Genomic DNA, 25790 nt, shown 5'->3' with positions numbered 1-25790 from the left:
GCCGGGACGAGGGCGCGCTAGCATGCGCCCCCGTCCCGGCCGCCCCGCTTTCTCATTCATGCATTCATGAACACCACGACGACTTCCGGCCCCCTCGCCAGCGCCACCGGCGCCACCAGTGCCAACAGCGCGAACCTCGGCGGCGCGCTCGCCCGCCGCCATGAATGGCTCCCGCTGCCCACGCTGCTCGGCTTCGCGCTGGCGGTGCTCACCATCGTGGTCGTCGCCGCCTTTTCATGGCGCACGCAGCGCACGCAGGCGGAGGCCGCCGATGCGATGGCGCGCACCCTGGCCGTGCAGGAGCAGATCCAGGCGCTGGGCTCGGCGATCAAGGATGCCGAGACCGGCCAGCGCGGTTTCCTGATCACCGGCCTGGACAACTACCTGCTGCCGTTCAACACCGCGCAGGTCACGCTGCCGGCCGCGACCGAGCGCCTGCGCGCGAGCTTCCAGAACTACCGTTCGCAGCTGGCCCGGCTGGAGCTGGTCGAGCAGCTCGTCAAGGCCAAGCTGGGCGAGATGGAGGAATCCATCGCGATGCGCCGCAAGGGCGACGGCATCGGCGCGGTGACCGTGGTGCAGGGCGACCGGGGGCGGATCCTGATGGAGCGCATCCGCACGCTGCTGGGCGAGATGGAGCGCGAGGAGCGCGATCGCGCCGCCGAGCGCCGCGCGCTCTGGGACGCCGCCGTCCAGCAGACGGCCGGGATGATGTGGGGCGGCTCGGCGCTGCTGCTGGTGCTGACGGCGGTCGCGGCCGCGCTGAGCGCGCGCGCCCATCGCGCCGCCCGCACCGAGGAGTGGCTCAAGGCCGGCCTGGCCGGCCTGGGCGTGGAGCTGCAGGGCGACCCGCATGTGGAGCGGCTCGCCGACGTCGCGACCAGCTTCCTGGCGCGCTGGACCGACGCCCGGGTGGGGGCCTTCTACGTCACCCAGGACGACGGCAGCTACCTGCGCGTGGGCGGTTATGCGTTGCCGGTCGCGGCGGAGGGCGAGTCCGCGCCCGTGGTGCGCGGCGGGGACACGTTGGTGGGCCAGGCGGCGCGCGATCGCCGGCCGGTGCATGTCACGCGGCTTCCGGCCGACTACCTGCCGGTCAGCTCCGCGCTGGGGCGGGCCGCGTCGACCGAGCTGCTGATCGCGCCGATCGGCGTCGACCGGCGCCTGCAGGGCGTGGTCGAACTCGGATTCCTGCATCACGTCGGCGAGGCCGAGCGCGAGCTGCTGGCGCGGGTGGCCGAGCCGCTGGCGATGGCGCTGCGTGCCGCCAAGGACCGCAGCCGGCTCGAGTCGCTGCTCGAGGAGAGCCGCCGCCAGGCCGAGGAACTGCAGATGCAGCAGGAGGAGCTGCGCGCCAGCAACGAGGAGCTGGAAGAGCAGGGCAACGCGCTGCGCGACTCGCAGCTGCGGCTGGAGAAGCAGCAGACCGAGCTCGAGGAAAGCAACACCCAGCTCGAGGAGCAGGCACGCCAGCTCGAGTTGCAGCGCTCGGAGCTGACCCAGGCCCAGGCGCAGCTGACCGACCGCGCCGAGGCGCTGGAGCGCTCCAACCAGTACAAGAGCGAGTTCCTGGCCAACATGAGCCACGAGTTGCGCACGCCGCTGAACTCGACCCTGATCCTGGCCAAGCTGCTGGCCGACAACAAGGATGGCAACCTGAGCGACGAGCAGGTCCGCTTCGCGCAGACCATCAGCTCGGCCGGCAACGACCTGCTGGCGCTGATCAACGACATCCTGGACCTGTCCAAGATCGAGGCCGGCAAGGTCGACATGCAGATCGACCGCGTGTCGCTGCCGCGCCTGCTGCAGCAGCTGACGCAGGTCTTCGCGCCGATCGCCGCGCAGCGCAACCTGGCCTTCGGCCTGCAGCTGGCGCCCGGCGCGCCCGAATGGATCGAGACCGACGAGGCCCGCCTGGGCCAGATCCTCAAGAACCTGCTGTCCAACGCGCTGAAGTTCACCGAGCGCGGCTCGGTGCGCATGGAGGTGGGCGCCACCGCCGACGGCCGCATCGCCTTCGCGGTCACCGACACCGGCATCGGCATCCCGGCGCACCAGCAGGCGCCGATCTTCGAGGCCTTCCGGCAGGCCGACGGCAGCACCCATCGCAAGTACGGCGGCACCGGGCTGGGCCTGTCGATCTCGCGCGACCTGGCGCGGCTGCTGGGCGGCGACATCCACCTGCGCAGCGCGCCCGGCGAGGGCTCGACCTTCAGCCTGGTGCTGCCGCCCACGCACGAGCTGCCGGCCGACGGCCAGGTGCAGCGTCCGCTGTCGCCGGCGCAGTCGCCGATCACCGCGCCGCCGGCCATCGCCGCCTTCCAGGCCAAGCTGCCGGCGGACGGCGAGGCGGAGGAGGGCGCCGACGGCCTGGCGGTGTCGCTGCTGCGCGAGCCGGCGCCTGCCGCGCCCGAGCCGCGGCTGCCGCAGCTCGACGACGACCGGCTCTCCTGGGTGCCGGGCGACCGCGCCATCCTGGTCATCGAGGACGACCCGCGCTTCGCGCTCATCCTGCGCGACCTGATCCGCGAGATGGGCTTCGTCTGCCTGATGGCGCACACGGCCGAGAACGGTCTGTCCGTCGCCCAGCGCTATGCGCCCAGCGCGATCCTGCTGGACATGAACCTGCCGGACCACTCCGGGCTGGGCGTGCTGGACCGCCTCAAGCGCGAGCCGCTGACGCGGCACATCCCGGTGCATGTGATCTCGGTGGCCGACTACACCCACGAGGCGCTCGAGCGCGGCGCGGTGGGGTATGCGCTCAAGCCGGTCAAGCGCGACGAGCTGGAGATCGCGCTGCAGCGGCTGGAGGCCAAGTTCTCGCAGCGCCTGCGCACGGTGCTGGTGGTCGAGGACGATGCCCGGCAGCTCGACAGCATCCGCCACCTGCTGGCGGCGGACGAGGTCCGCATCCATGGCGTGTCGACCGCCGCCGAGGCGCTGGAGGCGCTGCGCCAGTCGACCTTCGACTGCATGGTCATGGACCTGAACCTGCCGGACATGAGCGGCTACGACCTGCTCGACCAGATGGCGCGGCAGGACGACGTCGCCTTCCCGCCGGTGATCGTCTACACCGGCCACACGCTGTCGCCGCAGCAGGAGCAGCAGCTGCGGCGCTACTCGCGCTCGATCATCATCAAGGGCGCCCGTTCGCCCGAGCGGCTGCTCGACGAGGTCACGCTGTTCCTGCACCAGGTGGAGGCCCAGCTGCCGCCCGAGCGCCAGCGCATGCTCAAGGAGGTGAGGGCGCGCGACAACATGCTGGAGGGGCGGCGGGTGCTGATCGTCGAGGACGACGTGCGCAACATCTTCGCGCTGTCGGCGGTGCTGGAGCCCAAGGGCGTGAAGGTGGAGATCGCGCGCAACGGCCGCGAGGCGCTGGAGCGGCTGGCCGCGCCGCTGCAGGGACCGGGCGCGAAGGCGCCGGTGGACCTGGTGCTGATGGACATCATGATGCCGGAGATGGACGGCTACACCGCGATGCGCGAGATCCGCGCGCGGCCCGAGCTCAAGCGGCTGCCGATCATCGCGCTCACCGCCAAGGCGATGAAGGACGACCAGGAGAAGTGCATGGCCGCGGGCGCCAACGACTACATCGCCAAGCCGCTGGACATCGAGAAGCTGCTCTCGCTGGTGCGGGTCTGGATGCCGCGCTGAGGATGACCGGCCGATGGCGCAAGCAGCCCCCGAGCTGGACATCGAGGTCCGCCTGATCCTGGAAGCGATCTACGAGCGCTACCACTACGACTTCCGCGACTACGCCGGCACCTCGCTGCGCCGCCGCCTGAAGGCGGCGATGCAGCGCTTCCACTGCGCCAACCTGTCGCAGCTGCAGGGGCGGCTGCTGCGCGAGGCCGAGGTCTTCCGCTCGGTGCTGGCCGACCTGACGGTGCAGGTCAGCGAGATGTTCCGCGACCCCGAGTACTTCCGCGCGCTGCGCGAGCAGGTCGTGCCGGTGCTGCGCACCTTCCCGTCGCTGCGGATCTGGGTGGCGGGCTGCAGCGGCGGCGAGGAGGCCTATTCGATGGCGATCCTCATGAAGGAGGAAGGGCTGCTGGAGCGCACGCTGATCTACGCGACCGACATCAGCCACGAGGCGCTGGCGCAGGCGCAGGCCGGGGTGTACCGGATGGACCAGGTGCCGCTGTTCTCGGAGAACCACCGGGCGTCGGGCGGGAGGGGCTCGCTGTCGGAGTACTACACGGCCGCCTATGACCACGTGCTGATGGACAAGGCGCTCAAGGAGCGCATCGTCTTCAGCGACCACAGCCTGTCCACCGACAGCGTCTTCGCCGAGGTCCAGCTGGTGTCCTGCCGCAACGTGCTGATCTATTTCAACCGCGCGCTGCAGGACCGGGCGCTGGGCCTGTTCAGCGAGGCGCTGTGCCGCAACGGCTTCCTCGGCCTGGGCGCGCGGGAGACGCTGCGCTTCTCCTCGCATGCCGGCGATTTCGTCGAGATCGCGGCGCGCGAGCGGCTCTATCAGAAGCGGGCGCGTTGAAGACCCTCACCCCAACCCTCTCCCGCAAGCGGGCGAGGGGGTCGTGTGGCCTTGTGGTCGTGCGGTCGCGCGGGAGCAGCGATGGGGTTTGCATGTCTGGGCTGCGGGTCCGGCCTTTGCCGAACTGTCTGCATCGACCCCTCGAGGTCTTGCAAGGAGTACCCAGATGGCCACCAGCAGCATCCTTGGCGGCGTGCCCGCCCCGTCGCAGTCCAAGGGACGCGGCACCGACTCGCTCGGCCCGAGCGACAGTTCCGACAGCGGCAGCGACGTGCTCGGCGAACGTCCGCTGGCCACCGGCACGGACGATCCGGACGAACTGGGCGCGACGCCCGCCGATCCTTCCAGCGATACCGACCGCTTCGGCACCGGCGAGCGTGGCTCGGCCACGCCGGGCCGCGCGACGGACGCCGCCGACATCCTGCCGGACCGGGTGAGCCGCTCGCCGGCGATCGAGGACGTGGACGCGTCGATCGACGTCGAGGACCTGGCCAGCGGGGACGATCCGTCCGCGGGGCCGGATCCGGAGCATGAGGACGATCCCTCGGCCTGAAGCGCCGGTGGAGAGAAGCCGCCGGCAGCGCGCAAGCGCCGCCGGCGCCGCTCAGCCGCGGCCGGTGCGGATCCGGCGCGGCGAGGCCCGCCGTGCGCCGCGCCCAGGGGTCGCCGACGCGGCGCGCGTGCGGGCGGGCGCGGCATCGGTGGCAGAGGTGCGGACGTGGCGATCGGTGGGCATCGCGGCTCGAGGGCAAGGAGAGTGCCCGTCCCGCGGCGATCGATCGCGAGCGCGATCGCCATCGCGCATGGCGCGCGTGGCGTGCGGAGCGGCGGCGCTCAGAGCGCGCCGATCACCAGCATCGAGGCGAGCACGCCGCCCGCCAGCGCGATGAGCCACAGGCGCAGCGGCGCAGGCTCCTGGCGCGGGCGGCGCTGCTGGTGGCGGTGCGTCAGGAAGCAGGCCACCGCGGCGCCGCCGGCCAGCAGGAAGACGAGCGCGAAGCCCAGTCCCTCCACCGAGCGGTTGTGATGCAGCGCCAGCGCCAGCACGATCTGGCCCAGCATCAGCCCGGCGACGCCGGAGGCGGCGGTGGAGGTCAGGGCGGCGGAAGCGGCGGAGCGGGCGGGCTGGGACATGGCGGGCGGAGGGGCGTCGGAAGCGATGCGCGATTGTCCGGTGCGGCCGCGCCGATGCGGCCACGGAAAAGCACCGGGCGAGCGCAGTAATTCGCGCCGAGGCGCATCGACGCATGCAAGCGCAGGCCGCGCATACCGATGCGGGCCGTTGCAGGCTGCACATGCCGATGCACATGCCGATGCACATGCCGATGCACATGGACGCACATCGACGCATGCCGACGCACCTTGACGCGTCGGCGCCGCAGCGCGACTTGCCCCCGATGGCATCGGGGATGTGGCCCGTCGCGCACACGCGGCATCCCGCGAACGCGGGGGCGTTCCGGGCACGCCGGGGGTGGTTCGTCGCACCTTCCGGGTACAGCCCCCGGGAGGGGCCGTTTTTATGTGGGTGGACGTACAGACGCTCTCTGGGGCGCCTGGGGACACTGCGCCGTCCGCGATTGGCGGACATCTTTCTATCGGAGCAACCACCATGACCCTGCCTTTGCTCTCCCGCAAGCCTGTGGCGTTCCAGCGCACCCTGCTGGCCCTCGCCCTGGCCGCCGTCAGCGCCAGCGCTTCCGCGCTGCCGCAGTTCACCTGGGACCCGGCCACCGCCGGCCTGAACGGCTCGGCCTTCACCGCCGACAACCTGCTGGTGTCGAACTACTCGACCATCACCTTCGGGGCCGGCAACACCTTCAGCGAATCGGGCTACCTGGCCATCAGCGCCGCCCAGCTCGGTGGCACCACGCTGCCGTCCAACGGCCTGAACTCGGACTACGGCTTCTACATCCAGTTCAGCGGCAACGGCACGCTGACGCAGGCCGGTGACCCGGGCTCGGTGTCCACGGTCGGCACGCTGACCTCGCTGACCTACACCCTGTACGGCTACAACGGCACCTCGTCGTTCGGCTTCGCGGGCAACACCCCGACCGAAAGCGCGACCGGCGAAGTGGCCCTGGCCAGCGGCTCGCTGGTGCTGGGCACGGTGGCGACCACGCCGCTGGGCGACGGCACCTTCAACCCCTCGGCCAACGCCAAGCTGACGCTGAACTGGCTGGTGCCGGGCTTCCAGACCTCGCTGCCGGTGTATGACCTGGCGCTGACCTCGTTCTCCAACACGACGTCGCAGGTCGAGCCCTTCGCCGGTGGCTTCCGCATCCGCCAGGGCGGCGGCTCGATCAACTTCGCCGCCGCCGTGGTGCCGGAGCCCTCGACCTACGCGATGCTGATCGCCGGTCTGGGTGCCATCGGCTTCGTGGCGCGCCGTCGCGGCCGCACGGAGAAGTGATCGTGCGACCGGTCCCGCCCGGGGCTGGTCCAGGTCCAGGGTCCGGATCTCGAGGGCATGCGGGTGCCCGGAAGCTCCGGACCGACACGCGCGACACGGCGACGGTGCGGGCCGGCACCGTGGCGCGCGGCACGGAGCGTTCAACAGGCGCTCGACGACGCCCCGTCCTCGACGGGACGTCCGCTGCGATGCTTTGAAGCGATGCGAAGAAGCCCTCAGGCCTGCACGGCGACGGGCGCGAAGGTGGCAGAGGTGGCCGCGTTCACGCCGTCCGGGTCCTGGGGCAGCAAGCGCTGGAAGTCCTGCTTGAGCAGGGCGTAGCACTCGCAGGCCCGGGCCTCCAGCCCCGGTCGATCCAGCACCGCGATATGTCCGCGGGAGTAACGGATCAGGCCGGCGGCCTGGAGGCGCTGGGCGCTCTCGGTGACGCCTTCCCGGCGCACGCCCAGCAGGTTGGAGATCGACTCCTGGGTGACCGACAGCTCGTTGTGACCATGTTGGCGGTCCAGGCACAACAGCAGCCAGCGGCACAGCTGCCGCTCCAGCGAGTGATGACGATTGCAGACCGCGGTGTGCGCGATCTGCGAGATCAGGGACTGCAGGTAGCGCAGCAGCAGTTGCGTCGACCCGCCGGGCCGCATCAGTTCCTCGCGCACCAGCGACACCCGCATGCGGAAGGCCAGGCCGGCGCGCTGCACGACGGCGCGGCAGGCGGGCGATTCGCCGCCCATCGCGGCCGCCAGGCCGGCGGCGCCCTCGGAGCCGATCATCGCGACCTGCGCCGAGTCGCCGGAATGCGTGGTGTGGATCAGCGACACGATGGCCGTGATCGGGAAGTACACATGCGTGGCGGGAGCGCCGGCCTCGAACAGCACGCGCCCCTTGAGCAGCTCGACGGTCTCGAGCTGTCCGGACCAGCGAGCCTGATCCTCCTCGGGCATCTGCACGAGCAGGAGATTGGCGCGGGGCTGGGGCGCGGAAGGAGTTGCGGCAACGGGCAGGGACATCAAAAGCTCCAGGAACTGGACATCGTTCCAACCGGACAGGATGGCAATCACCGTGCCCGCTTGAGGTAATTTCCGGTGTCTTTGGTGCCAAGCGGTAGGCGGTCATGGCGCCCGGATCGGGTGCGAACCCCCGTTGAACACCGCTGCGCGGCGGTGCCGTGTGGCCGGACGCGCCGTTTCCGTGCGCTGGCGCACCAGTTTGCAGATGCCTGCCGCACAGCGATCTAGGGGGAGGTCCTCCCGGACGGTGTCCCGCTTCCTATAAGGGCGAGGCGCCGGCCTGGACGCGGGCGCGCTTCAACGACTCCACACCGAGGACGACATCCATGAATCGATTCTTCTGCCCGCTCGCGGGCGTCGTGCTGGCGCTGTCCGCCGGCGCGGCGCGGGCCGAGAGCATCCTGTTCGTCGGCAACAGCTTCACCTACGCGCAGGGCTCGGCCGTGATGCAGTTCAACCCCGGCTCGGTCACCGACCTGAACGGCACCGGCATCGGCGGCATCCCCGCGCTGTTCAAGGCCTTCACCGTGCAGGCGGGGCTGAACTACGACGTGAGCCTGGAGACCGTCGGCGGCAGCGGTCTGGACCTGCACTACAACACCAAGATGGCGGTGATCGACAAGCCCTGGGACCGCGTGGTGCTGCAGAGCTACAGCACGCTGGACGCGTCCGATCCCGGCAATCCGGCCAAGCTGATCCAGTACTCGGGCCTGCTGGCCGATGCGCTGCATGCGCGCAACGCGGACGTGAAGATCAACCTGATGGCGACCTGGTCGCGCGCCGACCAGACCTATCCGCCCAGCGGCGCCTGGTACGGCGAATCCATCTACCAGATGGCCCGGGACGTCTACGCCGGTTATCAGCAGGCGGACCGGGCGTCGGAGCACATCGACGGCGTGATCCCGGTGGGCCTGGCCTGGAACCGGGCGATGGCGCAGGGCTTCGCGGACGCGAATCCCTATGACGGCATCGACCCGGGCACGGTCAAGCTCTGGGCCGACGACAACTACCACGCGAGCCGCTTCGGCAGCTACCTGGAGGCGCTGACGATCTTCGGCCGCATCACGGGGCTGGACCCGCGCAGCCTGGGCGCGACGGAGACGGCCGCGGCGCAACTCGGCATCTCGCAGGCGCAGGCCACGGCGATGCAGCAGCTGGCCTTCGAGCAGCTGGCGGCGCCGGTGCCCGAGCCGTCGAGCTGGGCGATGCTGGCCGGCGGCCTGGGGCTGCTGGCGTGGTGGCGCCGGCGGCCTCAGGGCTCGCGCGTCTCCAGCACGTAGCCCATCCCGCGCACCGTGTGCAGCAGCGGTGCCTCGAAGGGCCGGTCCAGCTTGGTCCTCAGGCGCCGCACGGCGACCTCGACGACGTTGGTGCCGCTGTCGAAGTTCATGTCCCAGACCTGCTCGGCCAACTCCGTCCGTGACAAGACCTGGCCCTGGCGCCGCAGCAGCAGCGTGAGCAGGCTGAACTCCTTGGCCGTCAGGTCCAGCCGCTGGCCGGCGCGGTGCGCCTTGCGGCGTAGCAGGTCGAGCTCCAGGTCGGCCAGCTTCAGCACGGTGGCCTCGGCCACCGGCGTCGCGCTGGCGCGCCGCAGCAGCGCCTGGATGCGGGCCACCAGTTCCGAGAAGGCGAAGGGCTTGACCAGGTAGTCGTCGGCGCCGGCCTGCAGGCCGCGCACGCGGTCCTCGACCTCGGCCCGCGCCGTCAGCATCAGCACCGGCAGTGTGCGGGTGTGGTCCTGCTGACGCAGCGCGGCCAGCACGGCCAGGCCGTCGATGCCGGGCAGCACGCCGTCGAGCAGCACCAGGTCATAGGCGCCTTCGCTGGCCTGGTGCAGGCCGTCGACGCCGTCGCGCACCAGGTCGACGACGAAGCCCTCCTGCGTGAGGCCGCCGCGCAGGTATTCGCCGAGCTTGTCCTCGTCCTCGATGACGAGCAGTTTCATCGCCGCCCTCCCGCCTAGAATCGCGCACCATGCCCGACCGGACCCCGACCTCCACCGCGCCGCGCGCCGGGTCCGTCAGCGGCAAGTTGCGCGCCATGGTCTGGCTGATCGTGCTGCCGACGCTGCTGCTGTCGGTGATCGCCGGCATGGCGGTCTTCCACACCGAACGGCGCGCGGCCGTCGCCGCCGCGACCGAGACCGCCGAGGCGCTGAGCCTGGTCACCGACCGGGAGATGGCGGTGCGCACCGCCTTGCTGCAGGCCCTGAGCGTGTCCCCGAGCCTGGCCGAGGGCCGGCTGGCGCAGTTCCATGGCGAGGCCACGCGGCTCGTGGCCGGCACGCCCAGCACCATCGTGCTGACGGCGCCGGACGGCCGGCAACTGCTCAACACCCGGGTCGCCTGGGGGCAGCCGCTGCCGGCGGCTGCGGCTTTCCCGGGCGGCATCGACACGCGCCGCCGGCTGATCGTCTCCAACCTCTATCTCGGTCCGGTTGACCGTCGCCCCAGCTTCGCGGTGCGGGTGCCGGTGACCGTGGCCGGCCAGGCGATGTTCCTCGGCCTGGGCAGTCCGGTCAGCGAGATGCAGCAGATCTTCCGCCAGCAGCCGCTGCCCGCCGGTTGGCTGGGCGTGGTGCTGGACGGGCAGGGCGCCGTCATCGCCCGCACGCGCGAGCCGGAACGCCGCGTCGGGCAGCGCGCCACCGGCGACATGCTGGACGCCCTGGCCCGCGCCGACCGAGGCGTGGTGGACCTGCGCACGCTCGACGGCGAGCCGGTCTTCACCGCCTTCAGCCGCGCGCCGGACTCCGGCTGGGTGGTGCTGATCGGTCTGAGCCAGGCGGAGCTGGCCAAGAGCGCCTGGGCCGCGTTCGCGATGATGCTGGCGCTGTCGCTGGTCTTCATCGTGCTGGCGCTGGTGCTGGCACGGCGCATGAGCCGCGCGATCGCCGAGCCGCTGCGCCGCCTGCGCAAGGACGCGATCCGGCTGGGCGGGGGCGGCACGCTGGAGGAAGTGCGCAGCGGCATCGACGAGATCGACATCGTCCAGCGCGCCCTGGCCGTGGCCAGCCGCGAGCGCGCCGGCAGCGAGCAGCGCCTGCGCGAGGAGGTCGACACCGCCGTCGCCCAGACCCGCAACGCGCAGCAGACGGCGCTGCGCAGCCAGAAGCTGGAGGCGCTGGGCCGCTTGACCGGCGGCATCGCGCACGACTTCAACAACCTGCTGCAGACGATGACCACCGGGCTGCAGCTGGCGCGCCGGCTGAGCAGCGATCCGCGCGCCGACAGCGCGCTCGACGCCTGCCAGCGCGCCACCTCCAAGGCCGCGCAGCTGACGCGGCAGCTGCTGGCCTTCGGTCGCCAGCAGGTGGGCCATGAAACCGTCATCGACCTGCGCCGCCAGCTGCCCGAGCTGATGGCGCTGGCCAGCGGCGCGGTGGGCAGCGCGGTCGAGGTCACGCTGGCCATCGACGAGACGCTCTGGCCGGTGCGCACCGATCCGGTCCAGCTCGAGCTGGCGGTGCTCAACCTGGCGCTGAACGCGCGCGATGCGATGCAGGGGCGTGGCACGCTGACGGTGTCGGCCCGCAACCGCGTGCTGGCCGAGGGCGACCCGGTTGGCCTGGCGCCGGAGCTGCAACCGGGCGAGTACGTCGCGATCGCGGTGCGCGACACCGGCGACGGCATGACGCAGGAACAGATGGAGCGCGCCTTCGAGCCCTTCTTCACCACCAAGCCGGTGGGGCAGGGCACTGGCCTGGGGCTGGCGCAGGTGTATGCGCTGGCGCGGTCGGCGGGCGGCACGGCCGGCATCGTCAGCAAGATCGGCCTGGGCACCGAGGTGACGCTGTGGCTGCCGCGCTCGCACGGGCGGATGGAGGACGCGGCGTCGCCGGTCCCCGCCGGCCCGGCCACGGAGCGTCGCCATGCGGGCACGGTGCTGCTGGTCGAGGACGAACCCTCGGTGCGCGAGCTCACCGCGCAGGCGCTGGAGGAGCGCGGTTTCACCGTCAAGACGGCGCCCTCGGCCGACCATGCGCTGGACCAGCTGCGGGCCGGCCTGAGCGCCGACGTGGTGCTGACCGACATCGTCATGCCCGGCGCGCGCAGCGGCGTGGACCTGGTGCGGACCTTGAAGGTGCTCAAGCCGACACTGCCGGTGGTGCTGGCCAGCGGCCATCCGGTGCGCATCGAGGAGGCGCCGAACGTGCCGCTGGTGCCCAAGCCCTACGACATCGACAGCCTCGCCGCGGTGCTGGCCGAGGCGATGAATCCGACGCGCGAGGACCTCACGCCGGCTTCGGCAGGTCCTTGAGCAGCTTGTCGAGCGTGATCGGATAGTCGCGGATCCGGACGCCGGTGGCGTTGTGGATGGCGTTGGCCACCGCCGCCGCGACGCCGCAGATCCCCAGCTCGCCGACGCCCTTGGCCTTGAGCGGCGAGGACGCCGGGTCGGTCTCGTCCAGGAAGATCACTTCCTGGTGCGGGATGTCCGCATGCGCGGGCACCTCGTAGCCGGCCAGGTCGTGGTTGACGAAGAAGCCGCGGCGCTCGTCGACATGCAGTGCCTCCATCAGCGCCGCGCCCACGCCCATGGTCATCGCGCCGATCACCTGGCTGCGCGCCGTCTTCGGATTGAGGATGCGCCCGGCGGCGCAGACCGCCAGCATGCGGCGCACGCGCACCTCGCCGGTGTAGGCGTCGACGGCGACCTCGCAGAAGTGGCCGCCGAAGGTGGACTGCTGGTACTTCTTGTCGAGGTCGCCGAACTCGATGCGGTCCTCGGCGGCGATGCCCTCGGCGCCGGCGATCTCGCCCAGCGGCAGGCTGCGGCCGCCGCCGCGCAGCTGGCCGTCGGCGAAGACGGCGTCCTTGAGGTCGATGCCGGCGCGTCGGGCGACCGCCTCGCGCAGCGCGACGCAGGCGGCGTAGACGCCCGAGGCCGAGCTGTTGCCGCCCCATTGCCCGCCCGAGCCGGACGACACCGGCAGCGCCGAGTCGCCCAGGCGCACGACGACCTGGTCCAGCCCCACGCCCATCATCTCGGCCGCGGTCTGCGCCAGGATGGTGTAGCTGCCGGTGCCGATGTCGGTCATGTCGGTCTCGACGGTGACGATGCCGCGGCGGTCCAGCCGCACCCGCGCGGCCGACTTCATCACCAGGTTGTTGCGGAAGGCCGCCGCCACGCCCATCCCGACCAGCCAGCGGCCGCCAGGACCTTCGCGCCGCTGGCCCGGCGGCATGCGCCGGTTCCAGCCGAAGCGCTCGGCCCCGGTGCGCAGGCATTCGCCCAGCCGGCGCTGCGAGAACGGCCGGTCGGGCTGCTCCGGATCGACCTGCGTGTCGTTGAGCAGGCGGAACTGGATCGGGTCCATGCGCAGTTGCTCGGCCATCTCGTCGATCGCGATCTCCAGCGCCATCAGGCCGGGCGCCTCGCCCGGCGCGCGCATCGCGTTGCCCTCGGGCAGGTCCAGCACCGCCAGCTTCATCGCGGTCATGCGGTGCTCGCCCGCGTAGAGCAGCCGCGTCTGCGCCACCGCCGTCTCGGGCGAGCCGCCGGGCAGGTCGCCCGACCAGCTCTCATGGCCGATCGCGGTGATGCGGCCGTCCTGGCCCGCGCCGATGCGGATGCGCTGCAGCGTCGCCGGGCGGTGCGTGGTGTTGTTCATCATCAGCGGCCGCTGCAGCGCCACCTTGACCGGTCGGCCGGCCGCCTTCGCGCCGAGCGCGGCCATCAGCACGTCGGCGCGCAGGAAGAGCTTGCCGCCGAAACCGCCGCCGACGAAGGGCGAGATCAGCCGCACCTTGTCGCGCGGCAGGCCCAGGGTGCGCGCCAGGTCGCCGCGGCCCCAGTCGATCATCTGGTTGGAGGTCCAGACGGTAAGGCGATCGCCTTCCCAGACCGCCAGCGTCGCATGCGGCTCCATCATCGCGTGCGACTGGTCGGGGGTCGTGTAGGTGTGATCGATGCGCACCGACGCGCGGGCGAAGGCGCCGTCGAAGTCGCCGACCCGCGTCTCGGGCGGCGTGCCGCCGGGGCCGTCGTCCTGCTTGGGGGGCTTGGCCTGGTCCTTGGCCTTGGCCAGGCTGAAGGCGCCCGGCTCGGGCGTGTACTCGACGCGGATCAGCGCGGCCGCCGCGCGCGCCTGCTCGAAGCGCTCGGCGACCACGACGGCGATGGCCTGGTGGTAGTGCGCGATCTCCGGTCCGCCCAGCAGCGCGGCGGTGTTCATCCGCCCCTTGCCGAGCTTGCCGGCGTTCTGCGCGGTCACGACGGCGAGCACGCCGGGCGCGGCTTCCGCGGCCTGGACGTCGATCCACGCGATGCGGCCCTTGGCGATGCCGGCGCCGACGACGACGCCGTAGGCGGCGTCCCGGGCGACGTCATGGCGCTCGTAGGCGTAGGGCGCGGTGCCGGTGGTCTTGCGCGGCCCGTCGATGCGGTCGCTGGGCCGGCCGACGATCCGCAGCTGGTCGATCGGATTGGTGGTGGCGGGGGTGTCGAACTTCATGCGGTCCTCCCGGTGAGCCGGGCCTGAGCCAGGACGGCGGCGAGCGTGCGCTCGACCAGCGGCAGCTTGAACGCGTTCTCCGCGGTCGGTGTCGCGCCGGCCAGCAGTGTCTGCGCGGCGGCGGGCACGCCCTGGCGCAGCGCCGTCTCGGCGCGTTCGACGCGCCAGGGCTTGGGCGCGATGCCGCCGACGGCGAAGCGCGCGGCGCCGCCGTCGCGCGGGATCACCGCGGCCACCGAGACCAGCGCGAAGGCATAGGACGCGCGGTCCCGCACCTTGTGATAGAGCTGCGTGCCGCCGAGCGGCCGCGGCAGGGTGACCGCGGTGATCAGCTCGTTGGCCTCGAGCGTCGTCTCGATGTGCGGCGTGTTGCCCGGCAGGCGATGGAAGTCGGCGATCGGGATGCGCCGCGCCTGGCCGTCGGGCCGCAGGGTCTCGACGGTCGCGTCCAGCACCCGCATGGCCACCGCCATGTCGCTCGGATGCGAGGCGATGCAGGCGTCGCTGACGCCGATCACCGCCAGCGGCCGGCTCATGCCGGCGATTGCCGGGCAGCCGCTGCCGGGCTGGCGCTTGTTGCAGGGCTGGTCCGTGTCGTAGAAGTAGGGGCAGCGGGTGCGCTGCAGCAGGTTGCCGGCGGTGGTGGCGCGGTTGCGCAACTGGCCGGAGGCCCCGGCCAGCAGCGCGCGCGACAGCACGCCGTAGTCGCGCCGCACGCGGGCGTCCGCCGCCAGGTCGGTGTTGCGCACCAGCGCGCCGATGCGCAGGCCGCCCTCGGGTGTCGGCTCGATCCGGTCCAGGCCCAGGCCGTTCACGTCGACCAGGTGGACGGGCGCCTCGATCTGCAGCTTCATCAGGTCGAGCAGGTTGGTCCCGCCGGCGATGAAGCGCGCGCCGGGCCGCGCCGCCGCCGCGGCGACCGCGGCGGTGGGCGAGGCGGCGCGCTCGTAGGTGAAGGGCTTCATGCGGGCCTCCGCTCGCCGGTGCCCGGCACGGCGACGCCGGCCACCTCGGCCATCGCGTCGATGATGTTGGAGTAGGCGCCGCAGCGGCACAGGTTGCCGCTCATGCGCTCGCGCAGCTCGTCGATGGACAGCAGCGGCCGGGCCTGGAGGTCGGGCGTGACGTGGCTGGGCAGGCCGGCCTTGATCTCGTCGAGCACCGCCACCGCCGAGCAGATCTGGCCCGGCGTGCAGTAGCCGCATTGGTAGCCGTCATGCCGCACGAAGGCCGCCTGCATCGGATGCAGCCGCTCCGGCGTGCCCAGGCCCTCGATGGTGACGACCTTCGCGCCCTGGTGCATGACCGCCAGCGTCAGGCAGGCGTTGACGCGCCGGCCGTCGAGGTGGATGGTGCAGGCGCCGCACTGGCCGTGGTCGCAGCCCTTCTTGGTGCCGGTGAGCTGCAGGTGCTCGCGCAGCAGGTCCAGCAGCGAGGTGCGGTTGTCGACGTCCAGCGTGTGGGACTGGCCGTTGACGTCGAGCGTCACGCGGGTGGTGGCCACGAGGTTCTCCTGAGGGCGCGCGCCGGGGCGCGACGGGGTCTGCGCGGTCGCCTCGAGGGGCGCGCCGGCGGCGACCGCGGCCGAGGCGCCCGCGCCGGCGATCAGCAGGCCGCGGCGCGAGATCGCCCCGGGGTCAGCGTCGCACGGGGCGGCGTCCGGGGGAGACAGGGAAGACGCGAGGTCCGGGTCGACATCCATGCTGGGCACTCCTGGCGGGTCGGATCGGGAAACTGCCCAGGCAGCAATCCTTGTTCCCGGCGGTGGGCGGAGCACCCTCGGCCGCTCGGCGCGCCGCTCAACGGTGCGCCTGGAGCCACTCCTCGACGGCCTTGGCGCTGGTGCCGACCGCATCCACCGCGTGCCGCAGCAACTCCGGCGAGACACCGAAGCGCTCGCCCCAGTAACGCAGTTCGTAGTCGTCCTGCACGTTGACCCGATGGCGGTCGCTGGTGTGCGGGCTGGAGGTTTCCTCGGTCATGACGATCGCTCCCTGTCGGTCACGGTATCGCTGTGGCTGTCGCTGCCGCTATCGCTGCCACCGGCCCGCGGCCGCGTGGCCGTCGCGCTAGGACCGCCGCGGCGGCACCCGGCTGCTGTCCTCGCCGTCCAGCGTGGCGCCCGGATCTTCCTCCCCGGCGACCGATTCGTCGAACGAATGGTCCGGCACCGCCGGCGGCCCGGGGTCTCTTGGCCGCTGGCCCGCGGGCGCGGCGCTGTCGGTCCCCGGTTCGGGTGCGGGGCTGGAGGGCGTGTCGATCGCGTCCACCGGCGTGGGCGCGTCGGGGCCGACGGAGGTCGCCGGCGAGTTCGGTGCGTTCATGGCGTTCCCTGGCATGCTGCTGGCCGACACCACGCGCCGCTTGCCGGCGCGCTTGGCCATCGTCATCGCCGTCTCGGCGAGCCGCATCAGCGCTTCCGCCTGGCGGCCATGCAGCGGGGCAAACGCGATGCCGATGCTGGCCGTGATCGCCGCATGATCGCCGTCGGGCAGGCGGATCGGCTCGGCGATGGACGCCAGCATGCGGCGCAGCGCCGGCTCGGCCTCGTGCTCCGCCCGCAGCGCGGTCAGCAGCAGGGCGAATTCGTCGCCGCCCATGCGCGCCACCAGGTCGTGGTTGCGCACGCCGGCCTGCAGGCGCTGCGCCACCACCCGCAGCACCACATCGCCGGCTTCATGGCCGAACTGGTCGTTCAGCTCCTTGAAGCCGTCCAGGTCGACCCAGCACACGGCCACCAGCCCGACCCGCTCGCCCAGCAGCGTGAGCGCGCCGGCCAGCCGCTCGGTGAAGCGCACCCGGTTGGGCAGGCCGGTCAGCGCGTCGTGCACCGCCAGGTGTCGGGCGGTGGCTTCGCTTTCCTTGAGCGCGGAGACGTCGATCATCATCCACAGCGACTCGTTGCCCGACACCGACGCGCCGCTCAGGTCGATCCACACCGGCGTGCCGTCCTTGCGCCGCATCCGCAGCTGCTGGCGGTAGCGCCGGCCGGACTCGATGGCGGGGTAGGCCGCCTCGCCGACCTCGCGGAAGCTGGCCTCGTCCAGGTAGAGCTGGCGGGTCGGCTGGCCGAGCAGCTCGCCGGGCGCATAACCGAACAGCGACGACAGCGCCCGGTTCTGCCACACGACGTTGCGGCCGCGCAGGCGCATCATGCCGACCATGTCGTTGTCCAGCATCAGCGCCTGTTCCAGCGCCAGCTGCTGCAGGCCGGTGGCGGCGCGGCGGTCGCGGCGCTGCTGCAGGAACACCAGCACCGAGCAGCCCAGCACCGTCAGGATGACCACCGCCGCGAGCGCGCCTTGCTGCAGCACCTCGCCGCGCCAGGCGGCGAGGAAGTCGGCGGTGCTGGCGCCGGTGAAGATGGTCAGCGGATAACCGCGCACCTGGCGGTAGCAGGTGATGCGCTCGATGTTGTCGAGCCTGGTCTTGGTCATGTACCAGCCCTGCTGCGGGTTGGCCGCCATCTTGCGCATCAGGTCCTCGGACACGATCACGTCGCCGACGCCGCGGATCGAATGCGGTTCCGCCGCCGAGTAGCGCGCGATCAGCCGCTGGCTGCGGGTGCGCAGCGAGATCGCGCCCTCGGCGCCGATGGTCAGGCCCTTGAAGCCCTCGATGAAGTGTTCGGTCGAGAGCGTGGTGTAGACGACACCGGCGAAGCTGCCGTCCCCGGCCTCGAGCCGGCGGGCGACGACGATGCCCCACTTGCGCAGCACGCGGCCGAACAGCGGCTCGGAGATCACCACGCCGTCGCTGTCGCGGGCGCGCTGGAAGTAGTCGCGATCGCCGACGCTGACGCTGCTTTCCTCGGCCGCCAGGCCGTAGATCACCTGGCCATGCGCGTCGGTCATGCGGATCGCGTCGACCTGCGGCAGCAGGCTGCGCTGGTCGGCCAGCGCGCGTTCCATCGCGCGCTTGAGCGCCTCGGGACCGCCGCCGGTGCGGCGGTACTGCAGCGCCAGCGTCTGCAGCGCGTTGTCCACCTGCTTGAGCTCGGCGCCGATCTCGATGCTGAGGCTGGCGGCCAGGTTCTCGGTGGTCTCGCGGGCGCGGGTCAGGTCGGACTCGCGGCCGGCCTGCAGCGCCAGCCAGGTCGCGGCGACGATGGCCGCGGCGATGACGAGGTTGCCCACCGCCAGCCACAAGGCCAGACGGGTCAGCGAGCGGGGAACGTAGGGGGGCAGGCGGTCCATCGGCGGCACGGGGACGAGGCGGCCATCCTAACCGCGCCGACCCCCCGCCGGTGGTCAGCCGGGGATCAGCCGGCCGTCAACTCGCGCTCGAGGTCGTGCAGCACCTGGTAGCAGGGCAGCACCTGCGCGACGCTGGCGACCGGCTCGCGGCCCTCGCGGATCGCGGCGACGAACTCGCGGTCCTGCAGTTCGATGCCGTTCATGGACACATCCACCTGGCTGACGTCGACGATCTCGTCCTTGCCGGTGACCAGGTCGTCGTAGCGGGCGATGTAGGTGCCGGTGTCGCCGATGTAGCGGAAGAAGGTGCCCAGTGGCCCTTCGTTGTTGAAGGACAGCGACAGCGTGCAGATCGCGCCGTTGGCCGCCTGCAGCTGCAGGCTCATGTCCATGGCGATGCCCAGCGTGGGGTGGATCGGACCCTGCAGCGCGTGGGCCTTGACGATCGGGCTGCCGCACTGCCAGGCGAAGAGGTCCACCGTGTGCGCCGCGTGGTGCCACAGCAGGTGGTCGGTCCAGCTGCGGGCCTGGCCCAGCGCATTCATGTTGGTGCGGCGGAAGAAATAGGTCTGGACGTCCATCTGCTGGATCCGCAGCTGGCCGGCCGCGATGCGGCGATGGAGCCACTGGTGGCTGGGATTGAAGCGGCGGGTGTGGCCGCACATGGCCACCAGGCCGGTCTCGCGCTGGCGCCGCACGACGGCCTCGCCCTCGGCCAGCACGTCGCACAGCGGGATCTCGACCTGCACGTGCTTGCCGGCGTCCAGGCAGGCCAGCGCCTGGCGCGCGTGCAGCTGTGTCGGCGTGCAGAGGATGACGGCGTCGACGTCGTCGCGCGCGAGCGCCTCGTCGAGCTCGGTCGTGGCGTGGTCGATGCCGTACTTGGCGGCGGTCTCGCGGGTCTTGTCGAGGTCGCGGCTGATCAGGGACACGACTTCGACGCCGTCGATGAGTCGCAGCGCGTCGAGGTGCTTCTGGCCGAAGGCGCCGGCGCCGGCCAGCGCGATGCGCAGGGGAGTGGACATGGAAGGCTCCAGTGGGGCGGGGCTCCGATGGGAGCCCCGGGGATCGCGAGGGATCAGGGGTTCTCGAGGATCAGGTGGCCGACCGCCGTGTTGGAGGCGGGCACGTGATAGAAGCGGTGGGCCACGCGCGGTGCGCGTGGCGGGGCGTCGAGCCCGGGAAGGTCCGCGAGGTCGCTCATCGCGCCGCGCGCGATCAGCCACATCACCAGCTCGATGCCCTCGGAGCCGGCCTCGCGGACGTACTCCAGGTGCGGCATCTCGGACAGGCCACGCGGGTCGGCGATCAGGCGGTCCATCCAGGCCTGGTCCCAGGTCTGGTTGATGAGGCCGGCGCGCGGTCCCTGCAGCTGGTGGCTCATGCCGCCGGTGCCCCAGACCTGCACCTTGAGCGGCGCGTCGAAGCTTTCCACCGCGCGGCGGATCGCCTGCCCCAGCTGCAGGCAGCGGCGGCCCGAGGGCACGGGGTACTGCACCACGTTGACCGCCAGCGGGATCACCGGTACCGGCCAGTGCGGCGCGTCGACGGGCTGCTCGCCGAACATCAGCGACAGCGGCACGGTCAGCCCGTGGTCGACCGTCATGCGGTTGACCAGCGTCAGGTCGAAGTCCTGCTGGATCACGCTCTGTGCGAGGTGGGCGGCCAGCTCGCCATGACCGAGGACCGGCGGCACCGCGCGCGGGCCCCAGCCCTCGTCGGCCGGCTCGTAGCGCTCGGCGGTGCCCAGCGCGAAGGTGGGGATCATGTCCAGGCTGAACGCGTTGGCATGGTCGTTGTAGACCAGCACGATCGCGTCCGGCCGGTGCGCGTCCATCCAGCGGCGCGAGGCGTCGTAGCCCGCGAACAGCGGCTGCCAGTAGGGATCCTGCGTGCGGCCCTGGTCCATGGCCACGCCGATGGCCGGCACATGGGAGGTGTAGACGGAGGCGGTGATGCGCGCATGCGTGCTCATCGCGTGTTTCCCTTCATCGCGCCCCGGGTGTCGCCCGCCGTCGCCTGCTTCGCATCCGCGCAGGCCGCGTCGTCCACCCGCTTGCGGCGCGGCGTGCCGTCGGGCTGGCGCCCGCCGGCCAGCATCATGTCGCGGTAGTCGGTCTCGGTCATGCCGGTCATGCCGGCGGCCATCTGCTGGTAGCTGCGGCCGTCGGTGGCGCCGATCTTGGCCAGGAAGTAGATGTTGCCGCCCAGCCGGATGCACTGGTTGAGGTCGCGCGCCAGCACGGCCTCCTTCTGCGCCGGCGTCATCGGCCATTCGTCGAGGTAGGCGCGCTCGTCGGCCTTGAAGCGCGCGCGGTTCTCGGCCTTCATCAGCGACATGCAGAACTGGTTGAGCCAGTAGCCCTTGCGGGCCTGATCGGCATCGAAGATGGTGGTGCCGGGAATGTCCCGGTAGGGTTTGTCGATCGACATCGAGGTCTCCTGGAAAGGGTTCGCCATCGGGCTCATCGAGCTCATCGGCCTCATCGGGATGAGGCCTCCGGCCAGTACAGCCGCATCGGGTTGTCGACCAGCAGGCGCTGGCGCAGCGCGGCGGTGGGCGCGATGCGCGGGATGAGGTCGACCAGCAGGCCGTCGTCGGGCATGTGGTCCTTGAGGTTGGGATGCGGCCAGTCGGTGCCCCAGAGCACGCGGTCCGGGAACTCCTCGACGACGCGGCGCGCGAAGGGGATCACGTCGCGGTAGGGCTCGGTCTCGCCGTCCAGCGCCGGCGGGCCGCTGGCCGACAGCCGCTCCGGGCAGGTGACCTTGCACCAGACGAAGGGATGCTCGCGCAGGAAGCGCAGGAACAGCGCGAACGCGGGGCCGTCCACCGGCTGGGTGACGTCGGGCCGGCCCATGTGATCGACCACGACGGTGGTGGGCAGCGCGGCGAAGAAGTCCCACAGCTCGGGCAGGTCGGGCGCCTCGAAGTAGAGGACCACGTGCCAGCCCAGCGCCTTCACCCGGTGCGCGATCTCCATCAGCTCGTCGCGCGGGGTGGAGTCGACCAGGCGCTTGACGAAGTTGAAGCGCACGCCGCGCACACCGGCCTCGTGCAGCTCGCGCAGCTGCGCGTCGGTGATGCCGCGGCGCACCGTGGCCACGCCCCGCGCCCGGCCGCCCGAGGCGCGGCAGGCGTCGACCATCGCGCGGTTGTCGTCGCCGTGGCAGGTGGCCTGCACGATGACGTTGCGGCTGAAGCCGAGCCGGTCGCGCAGCGCGAAGAGCTGGGTCTTGCCGGCGTCGCAGGGGGTGTATTTGCGCTCGGGCGCGTAGGGGAACTCGGCGCCGGGACCGAAGACGTGGCAGTGCGCGTCGACGGCCCCTTCGGGCAGCTGGAAGCGCGGGGTCGACGGGCGCGAGTGCCAGTCGAGCCAGCCCGGGGTCTTGTCGAAGCCGCCGGTGGTGGGAAGCGTCATCGCGGGGTCCTTATGCGAGAGCGGGAAATCGGGGAGGGAAGGCGGGGAGGGAAGTCGGTGGCCGTCGGCGAGGCGCAGCGCTCAGCCGTGCGGCGGGAGCCGGGGCTTGGCCAGGTGCGCCAGCAGCCGGTCGGCCTCGGTGCGCCAGTCGGGGCTGCGGCCGAAGGCCGCATCGCCGCGCTGGCCGAAGAGGCCGTCCTCGGCGAGGTCGGCCATCCAGGCCTGACGCTCGGCGGTGCCTTCGGCGCTCCAGGGCGTGAGCCCGGCGTCGCGGACGGTCTCGGCGACCTCGCGCACCTCCTCGCTGCGGCGCCGGCCGTGCTGGATCACGCGCTGGAAGAAATACGCGGCCTGCTTTTCCCACTCGATGCCGGGGAAGGTCTCCTTCAGCGAGGCCAGCACCGCGTCCTCGACGCCGTAATGGCGGGCGGCCGTGAGGCTCTCGATGACCATGGCCTCCAGGCCCTTGATCATGACGCTGCGGCACATCTTGGTCGCGCTGACGATGCCGAGCTCCGCGCTGCCCACGCTGGCGGCGAAGCCCAGCCGCGCCAGCAGCGGCGCGATCGCGTCCGCATGCGGGCCGCCCAGCAGCAGCGGGACCTTGATCCGGTAGGGCGGCACGCTGGTCATCACCGCGCCCTCGACATAACGGCCACCGGCCGCCTGCACCGCCTCGGCCGCCTCGCGCTTGGCCTTGGGCGAGGCCGAGTTGAAGTCCAGCACGAAGGTGCCGGGCCGCAGACCCGCGGCGGCGGCGCGCGCCGCGTCCAGCGTCTGGCTGGCGGTGACGGCGCTCACGACCAGGTCGGCCGGCGTGGCCACCATCGTGGCCGAGGGGCTGAGCCCGACGCCGAACTGCACGGCGTGCTCGCGCATGGTGTCGGCGTCGGCGGACGGTGACTCCAGCTTCAGGTCGTAGGCGTTGACGGCGACGCCGACGGCGCGCAGGTCCTCGGCCAGGATGCGCCCGACCTCGCCGTAACCGACGAGGCCCACGCGCAGCTCGTCCAGCGCCGGCGGCTGGCCCTGATCGTTGGCGGCGGTGCTCATGTCAGTCCAGCGAGAGGTTGAAGCGCTTGATCAGCGCGGCGTACTTGGCCGACTCGGCGGCGATGAAGCCCATGTACTGCTCCTTCGTGGTCGGGAAGACGTCGTAGCCGAAGGTGACATAGCGCTCGCGGATGTCGGGCTCGGCCAGCGCAGCCTCGATGTCGCGCTGGATGCGCTCCTGCACCGCCTTGGGCAGCCCGCGCGGCGCGGCGATGGTGGTCCAGCCGGTGGCCTCGTAGCCGGCGGGGCCGCCGGACTCGGCCACGGTGGGGACGTCGGGGAAGGCCGGGTGGCGCTTCGGGCTGGTGATGGCGATGAAGCGGATCTTGCCGGCGCGCTGCAGCGGCCCGGCCGTCGCCATCGTGCCCAGGGCGAAGTTGAGTTCGCCGTTGGCCACGGCCGTGTAGAGCATCGACGTCTCCTTGTAGACGACGTGCGTCATCTGCGTCTGGGTCATCGCCTCGAGCTGCGCCGCGCCCAGGTGCACCGGGTTGCCGACCGACCAGGAGCCGTAGTTCAGCGCGCCGGGATGGGCCTTGGCATCGGCCACGATGTCGCCGACGGTCTTGTACTTGCTGTTGGCCGACACGCCGACGAAGAAATAGGCCTTGAACAGCGGCGCGATCGGGTCGAAGTCCTTGACCGGGTCGTAGGGCAGCTTCTTGAACAGGTGCGGATAGATGACCAGGTGGGCGTTGTCCAGCTGGATCAGGTCGTGGCCGTCGGTGGCGCCGCGCTTGAAGGTGTCGATCGCGATGAAGCCGTTGGCGCCGGGCTTGTTCTCGACGATCACCGGCTTGCCCCACTTCTTGGACAGCTTCTCGGCGACGACGCGGGCCACGGTTTCCGGACCGGCACCGGCCGGGAAGGGCGTGAGGATGCGCACCGGCCGGGTCGGCCAGTCGGTGGCGGGCGCGCTGGCCTGCGCCGTGGCGAGGCGGGGCAGGCTCGCGGCGAACAGCGCGGCGGCGGCCAGGGCCAGGACTTGCCCGCTGCGGGCGAGGGCGGTGCGGCGGGTGCGAAGGCGGGGTGCGGTCATCGTCGTTGTCTCCAGGGGCGTCGATCGTCGGCCTCTGCGGGGCGGGCCGTTCGGGGGAGGGGGACTGCGTTGGGGACTGCGGGGGACTTCAGAGGGACTTCAGGGCGACTTCAGGGGAACTGCGGGAACCAGGGACGGCGGGCGGACTGGCCGGATCAGTCGATGTAGCGCAGGCCGGCCTTGGCCAGCGGCTCGCGCATCTTGTACAGGTCCAGTCCGAGCACGCCGGCGGCGAACTGGTCGCGCTTGGCGCCCTCGTTGGCCTCGCGGGCGGCGGCGGAGTCCAGCGTCTTGGACGCCATCGCGGCGGGGACGCAGACGATGCCGTCGTCGTCCGCGACGATCACGTCGCCGGGATGGACCAGCGCGCCGGCGCACACGACCGGGATGTTGACCGAGCCGGGCGTCGCCTTGATCGTTCCCTTGGCCGAGATGCACCGGCTCCAGACCGGGAAGCCCATCTCGTTGAGCGTGCGCACGTCGCGGACGCCGGCGTCGATGACCAGCGCGCGAGCGCCGCGCGCCTTGAAGGAGGTGGCGAGCAGGTCGCCGAAGTAGCCGTCGCTGCACTCGGCGGTGACGGCGGCGACGACGATGTCGCCCTCGCGGATCTGCTCGGCGGCGACATGCAGCATCCAGTTGTCGCCGGGCTGCAGCAGCACGGTGACGGCGGTGCCCGACACCGACACGCCGGTCTGGATCGGCCGCATGTAGGGCTTGAGCAGGCCGACCCGGCCGAGGGCCTCATGGACCGTCGCGGCGCCGAAGTGGCCGAGCGCGTCGGCGGCCGTGCGGTCGGCGCGGGTGATGTTGCGGTAGACGACGCCGAGTTCGTACATGGCGGATTCCTGGTGGGCGGTGGACGGTGGGCGGTAGAAGGGGGCTCGCTTCAGGCCGCCGGCGTGGCCAGCCCGAGTCGACGGCGCAGCGCGTCGTGGTGGGCCGAGGCGAAGTCGTCGACGACCCGCTGCGCGGTGGCGGGTTCGCCGCTGTTGGTGGCGACGGCGGCGGTGAAGCGGGTGACGATCTCCAGGCCGGGCGGCATCGGGCCCAGCAGCGTCACGCCGGGAAGGCCTTGCAGCTCGCTGAGCTGCTGGAAGCCCAGGTCGACGTCGCCACCGGCGACCATCGTCGCGACGGGGACGCCCGCGGGCGACTGGCGCAGGCGCGCGGCCAGCGCGTCCTTCAGGCCCCAGTCCGCCAGCAGGGCCAGCAAGGCCTGGCCGCTGGGGCCGGTCGAGTAGCCGATGGCGCGCGCGTCCAGCAGCGCCTGGCGCAGCGCGCCGGCGCTGTCGACGGCGGGCCGTGCCTGTCCCTCGGGTGCGGCGACGTACATCGGCGAATCCGCGATCGGCCGCAGCGAGCCCGCTCGCAGGCGACCGGCGGCCGCCAAGCGCGCCATCGCGTCGGCGGCCAGGACGACGAGGTCGACCGCCTCGCCGGCCTCGACGCGACGCGCGGCATCGAGGCCGCCGATCGACTCGAAGCGGATCTCCAGGCCGTGCGCGGCGGTGTAGGCGGCGGACAGCTCGGCCAGCAGCACGCGGGTGGCCATCGAGGAAATGCCGGCGAGGGGGGCGATCACGAGCGGGGTTCCGTTGGAGGTCGAGGTCGGCGGGGCGGGGGAGGGATTGCGGCGGATTCTGGTCCGGTCGGGCCAGACGATCCAGTTCTAGCTTCCACTAGCTGATATTCCGATCGGGCA

The 25790-nt window shown here is 71.9% G+C and carries 22 protein-coding genes; 6 read left to right on the top strand and 16 right to left on the bottom strand.

The features are described from left to right. Positions 1–66 precede the first annotated feature (66 nt). The 3 genes from FHT38_RS10890 (at position 67) to FHT38_RS10880 (ending at position 5054) form a co-directional block, all read left to right on the top strand. The gene (locus FHT38_RS10890; protein WP_183491769.1) at positions 67–3657 is read left to right on the top strand and encodes a response regulator; all 3591 of its coding nucleotides are present in this window, start codon (positions 67–69) and stop codon (positions 3655–3657) included. Between the two features lie 13 nt (positions 3658–3670). After that, the gene (locus FHT38_RS10885) at positions 3671–4501 is read left to right on the top strand and encodes a protein-glutamate O-methyltransferase CheR (RefSeq protein ID WP_091724765.1); all 831 of its coding nucleotides are present in this window, start codon (positions 3671–3673) and stop codon (positions 4499–4501) included. Positions 4502–4667: 166 nt separating this feature from the next. Further along, positions 4668–5054 (top strand): hypothetical protein, encoded by a 387-nt coding sequence (locus FHT38_RS10880; RefSeq protein ID WP_091724764.1) that lies wholly within the window; start codon positions 4668–4670, stop codon positions 5052–5054. 281 nt (positions 5055–5335) lie between these two features. Here the strand turns inward: FHT38_RS10880 and FHT38_RS10875 are convergent, their stop codons facing one another. Then, entirely contained in the window at positions 5336–5635 is a 300-nt protein-coding gene (locus tag FHT38_RS10875; RefSeq protein ID WP_091724763.1) for a hypothetical protein, read from the bottom strand. Positions 5636–6110: 475 nt separating this feature from the next. Between FHT38_RS10875 and pepA the strand changes: the two genes are divergently transcribed. Continuing rightward, positions 6111–6911: a flocculation-associated PEP-CTERM protein PepA gene (gene pepA / locus FHT38_RS10870; RefSeq protein WP_183491768.1), complete on the top strand. Its 801-nt coding sequence runs from the start codon at positions 6111–6113 to the stop codon at positions 6909–6911. Positions 6912–7126: 215 nt separating this feature from the next. Here the strand turns inward: pepA and FHT38_RS10865 are convergent, their stop codons facing one another. Next, positions 7127–7918 (bottom strand): Crp/Fnr family transcriptional regulator, encoded by a 792-nt coding sequence (locus FHT38_RS10865; RefSeq protein WP_183491767.1) that lies wholly within the window; start codon positions 7916–7918, stop codon positions 7127–7129. A 326-nt stretch (positions 7919–8244) separates the two neighbouring features. Between FHT38_RS10865 and FHT38_RS10860 the strand changes: the two genes are divergently transcribed. Next, the gene (locus FHT38_RS10860) at positions 8245–9198 is read left to right on the top strand and encodes a DUF4886 domain-containing protein (protein ID WP_221213758.1); all 954 of its coding nucleotides are present in this window, start codon (positions 8245–8247) and stop codon (positions 9196–9198) included. Here FHT38_RS10860 and FHT38_RS10855 read toward each other — a convergent pair. After that, the gene (locus FHT38_RS10855) at positions 9171–9863 is read right to left on the bottom strand and encodes a heavy metal response regulator transcription factor (protein WP_091724759.1); all 693 of its coding nucleotides are present in this window, start codon (positions 9861–9863) and stop codon (positions 9171–9173) included. The two genes, FHT38_RS10860 and FHT38_RS10855, sit on opposite strands and share 28 nt — an antisense overlap. A gap of 29 nt (positions 9864–9892) precedes the next feature. Between FHT38_RS10855 and FHT38_RS10850 the strand changes: the two genes are divergently transcribed. Next, the gene (locus FHT38_RS10850) at positions 9893–12178 is read left to right on the top strand and encodes an ATP-binding protein (protein ID WP_183491766.1); all 2286 of its coding nucleotides are present in this window, start codon (positions 9893–9895) and stop codon (positions 12176–12178) included. Here the strand turns inward: FHT38_RS10850 and paoC are convergent. The 13 genes from paoC to FHT38_RS10785 all read right to left on the bottom strand — a co-directional run bounded on the left by paoC (position 12153) and on the right by FHT38_RS10785 (position 25670). After that, positions 12153–14375: an aldehyde oxidoreductase molybdenum-binding subunit PaoC gene (gene paoC, locus FHT38_RS10845; RefSeq protein WP_183491765.1), complete on the bottom strand. Its 2223-nt coding sequence runs from the start codon at positions 14373–14375 to the stop codon at positions 12153–12155. The two genes, FHT38_RS10850 and paoC, sit on opposite strands and share 26 nt — an antisense overlap. Next, a complete protein-coding gene (locus tag FHT38_RS10840) occupies positions 14372–15340 on the bottom strand; it encodes a xanthine dehydrogenase family protein subunit M (RefSeq protein ID WP_183491764.1) in 969 nt (322 codons plus the stop codon). The genes paoC and FHT38_RS10840 overlap by 4 nt, the downstream gene beginning before the upstream one ends. Then, complete coding sequence (gene paoA, locus FHT38_RS10835) at positions 15337–16077, bottom strand: aldehyde dehydrogenase iron-sulfur subunit PaoA (protein WP_091724755.1); 741 nt, start codon at positions 16075–16077, stop codon at positions 15337–15339. Before paoA ends, FHT38_RS10840 begins: the two co-directional genes overlap by 4 nt. 97 nt (positions 16078–16174) lie before the next feature. Then, complete coding sequence (locus FHT38_RS10830) at positions 16175–16357, bottom strand: DUF3606 domain-containing protein (RefSeq protein WP_091724754.1); 183 nt, start codon at positions 16355–16357, stop codon at positions 16175–16177. A gap of 87 nt (positions 16358–16444) precedes the next feature. Beyond that, positions 16445–18571: a diguanylate cyclase domain-containing protein gene (locus FHT38_RS10825; RefSeq protein ID WP_183491763.1), complete on the bottom strand. Its 2127-nt coding sequence runs from the start codon at positions 18569–18571 to the stop codon at positions 16445–16447. A 65-nt stretch (positions 18572–18636) separates the two neighbouring features. After that, a complete protein-coding gene (locus tag FHT38_RS10820; RefSeq protein WP_183491762.1) occupies positions 18637–19596 on the bottom strand; it encodes a Gfo/Idh/MocA family oxidoreductase in 960 nt (319 codons plus the stop codon). 53 nt (positions 19597–19649) lie between these two features. Further along, entirely contained in the window at positions 19650–20546 is an 897-nt protein-coding gene (locus FHT38_RS10815) for a class III extradiol dioxygenase subunit beta (RefSeq protein WP_183491761.1), read from the bottom strand. Further along, positions 20543–21004, bottom strand: coding sequence for a protocatechuate 4,5-dioxygenase subunit alpha (gene ligA, locus FHT38_RS10810; RefSeq protein ID WP_183491760.1), 462 nt, complete (start codon positions 21002–21004; stop codon positions 20543–20545). Before ligA ends, FHT38_RS10815 begins: the two co-directional genes overlap by 4 nt. A gap of 50 nt (positions 21005–21054) precedes the next feature. Next, positions 21055–21993, bottom strand: a complete 939-nt coding sequence (locus FHT38_RS10805; protein ID WP_183491759.1) for an amidohydrolase family protein — start codon at positions 21991–21993, stop codon at positions 21055–21057. An 81-nt stretch (positions 21994–22074) separates the two neighbouring features. Then, positions 22075–23046 (bottom strand): NAD(P)-dependent oxidoreductase, encoded by a 972-nt coding sequence (locus FHT38_RS10800; RefSeq protein ID WP_183491758.1) that lies wholly within the window; start codon positions 23044–23046, stop codon positions 22075–22077. Between the two features lies 1 nt (position 23047). Beyond that, entirely contained in the window at positions 23048–24085 is a 1038-nt protein-coding gene (locus FHT38_RS10795) for a tripartite tricarboxylate transporter substrate binding protein (RefSeq protein ID WP_183491757.1), read from the bottom strand. A gap of 155 nt (positions 24086–24240) precedes the next feature. After that, on the bottom strand, positions 24241–24924 hold the full coding sequence (gene ligK / locus FHT38_RS10790) for a 4-carboxy-4-hydroxy-2-oxoadipate aldolase/oxaloacetate decarboxylase (RefSeq protein ID WP_183491756.1): 684 nt from the start codon (positions 24922–24924) through the stop codon (positions 24241–24243). 50 nt (positions 24925–24974) lie between these two features. Next, positions 24975–25670, bottom strand: a complete 696-nt coding sequence (locus tag FHT38_RS10785) for a substrate-binding domain-containing protein (RefSeq protein WP_310737370.1) — start codon at positions 25668–25670, stop codon at positions 24975–24977. Positions 25671–25790: the final 120 nt, after the last annotated feature.

This window comes from Mitsuaria sp. BK041 (assembly GCF_014193085.1).
In the GTDB taxonomy this organism is placed as follows: domain Bacteria; phylum Pseudomonadota; class Gammaproteobacteria; order Burkholderiales; family Burkholderiaceae_C; genus Roseateles.
The sequence above is the reverse complement of the archived record's forward strand: the minus strand, read 5'-3'. Positions and strand labels throughout refer to the sequence as shown.

Excerpts from the sequence above, each read along its gene's own strand:
- ligK (WP_183491756.1), bottom strand. The coding sequence starts at position 24,924 with ATGTACGAACTCGGCGTCGTCTACCGCAACATCACCCGCGCCGACCGC.
- ligA (WP_183491760.1), bottom strand. The coding sequence starts at position 21,004 with ATGTCGATCGACAAACCCTACCGGGACATTCCCGGCACCACCATCTTC.
- FHT38_RS10815 (WP_183491761.1), bottom strand. The coding sequence starts at position 20,546 with ATGAGCACGCATGCGCGCATCACCGCCTCCGTCTACACCTCCCATGTG.
- pepA (WP_183491768.1), top strand. The coding sequence starts at position 6,111 with ATGACCCTGCCTTTGCTCTCCCGCAAGCCTGTGGCGTTCCAGCGCACC.
- FHT38_RS10865 (WP_183491767.1), bottom strand. The coding sequence starts at position 7,918 with ATGTCCCTGCCCGTTGCCGCAACTCCTTCCGCGCCCCAGCCCCGCGCC.
- FHT38_RS10825 (WP_183491763.1), bottom strand. The coding sequence starts at position 18,571 with ATGGACCGCCTGCCCCCCTACGTTCCCCGCTCGCTGACCCGTCTGGCC.
- FHT38_RS10820 (WP_183491762.1), bottom strand. The coding sequence starts at position 19,596 with ATGTCCACTCCCCTGCGCATCGCGCTGGCCGGCGCCGGCGCCTTCGGC.
- FHT38_RS10795 (WP_183491757.1), bottom strand. The coding sequence starts at position 24,085 with ATGACCGCACCCCGCCTTCGCACCCGCCGCACCGCCCTCGCCCGCAGC.
- FHT38_RS10800 (WP_183491758.1), bottom strand. The coding sequence starts at position 23,046 with ATGAGCACCGCCGCCAACGATCAGGGCCAGCCGCCGGCGCTGGACGAG.
- FHT38_RS10890 (WP_183491769.1), top strand. The coding sequence starts at position 67 with ATGAACACCACGACGACTTCCGGCCCCCTCGCCAGCGCCACCGGCGCC.
- FHT38_RS10850 (WP_183491766.1), top strand. The coding sequence starts at position 9,893 with ATGCCCGACCGGACCCCGACCTCCACCGCGCCGCGCGCCGGGTCCGTC.
- FHT38_RS10840 (WP_183491764.1), bottom strand. The coding sequence starts at position 15,340 with ATGAAGCCCTTCACCTACGAGCGCGCCGCCTCGCCCACCGCCGCGGTC.
- paoA (WP_091724755.1), bottom strand. The coding sequence starts at position 16,077 with ATGGATGTCGACCCGGACCTCGCGTCTTCCCTGTCTCCCCCGGACGCC.
- FHT38_RS10875 (WP_091724763.1), bottom strand. The coding sequence starts at position 5,635 with ATGTCCCAGCCCGCCCGCTCCGCCGCTTCCGCCGCCCTGACCTCCACC.
- FHT38_RS10830 (WP_091724754.1), bottom strand. The coding sequence starts at position 16,357 with ATGACCGAGGAAACCTCCAGCCCGCACACCAGCGACCGCCATCGGGTC.
- FHT38_RS10805 (WP_183491759.1), bottom strand. The coding sequence starts at position 21,993 with ATGACGCTTCCCACCACCGGCGGCTTCGACAAGACCCCGGGCTGGCTC.
- FHT38_RS10880 (WP_091724764.1), top strand. The coding sequence starts at position 4,668 with ATGGCCACCAGCAGCATCCTTGGCGGCGTGCCCGCCCCGTCGCAGTCC.
- FHT38_RS10860 (WP_221213758.1), top strand. The coding sequence starts at position 8,245 with ATGAATCGATTCTTCTGCCCGCTCGCGGGCGTCGTGCTGGCGCTGTCC.
- paoC (WP_183491765.1), bottom strand. The coding sequence starts at position 14,375 with ATGAAGTTCGACACCCCCGCCACCACCAATCCGATCGACCAGCTGCGG.
- FHT38_RS10855 (WP_091724759.1), bottom strand. The coding sequence starts at position 9,863 with ATGAAACTGCTCGTCATCGAGGACGAGGACAAGCTCGGCGAATACCTG.
- FHT38_RS10885 (WP_091724765.1), top strand. The coding sequence starts at position 3,671 with ATGGCGCAAGCAGCCCCCGAGCTGGACATCGAGGTCCGCCTGATCCTG.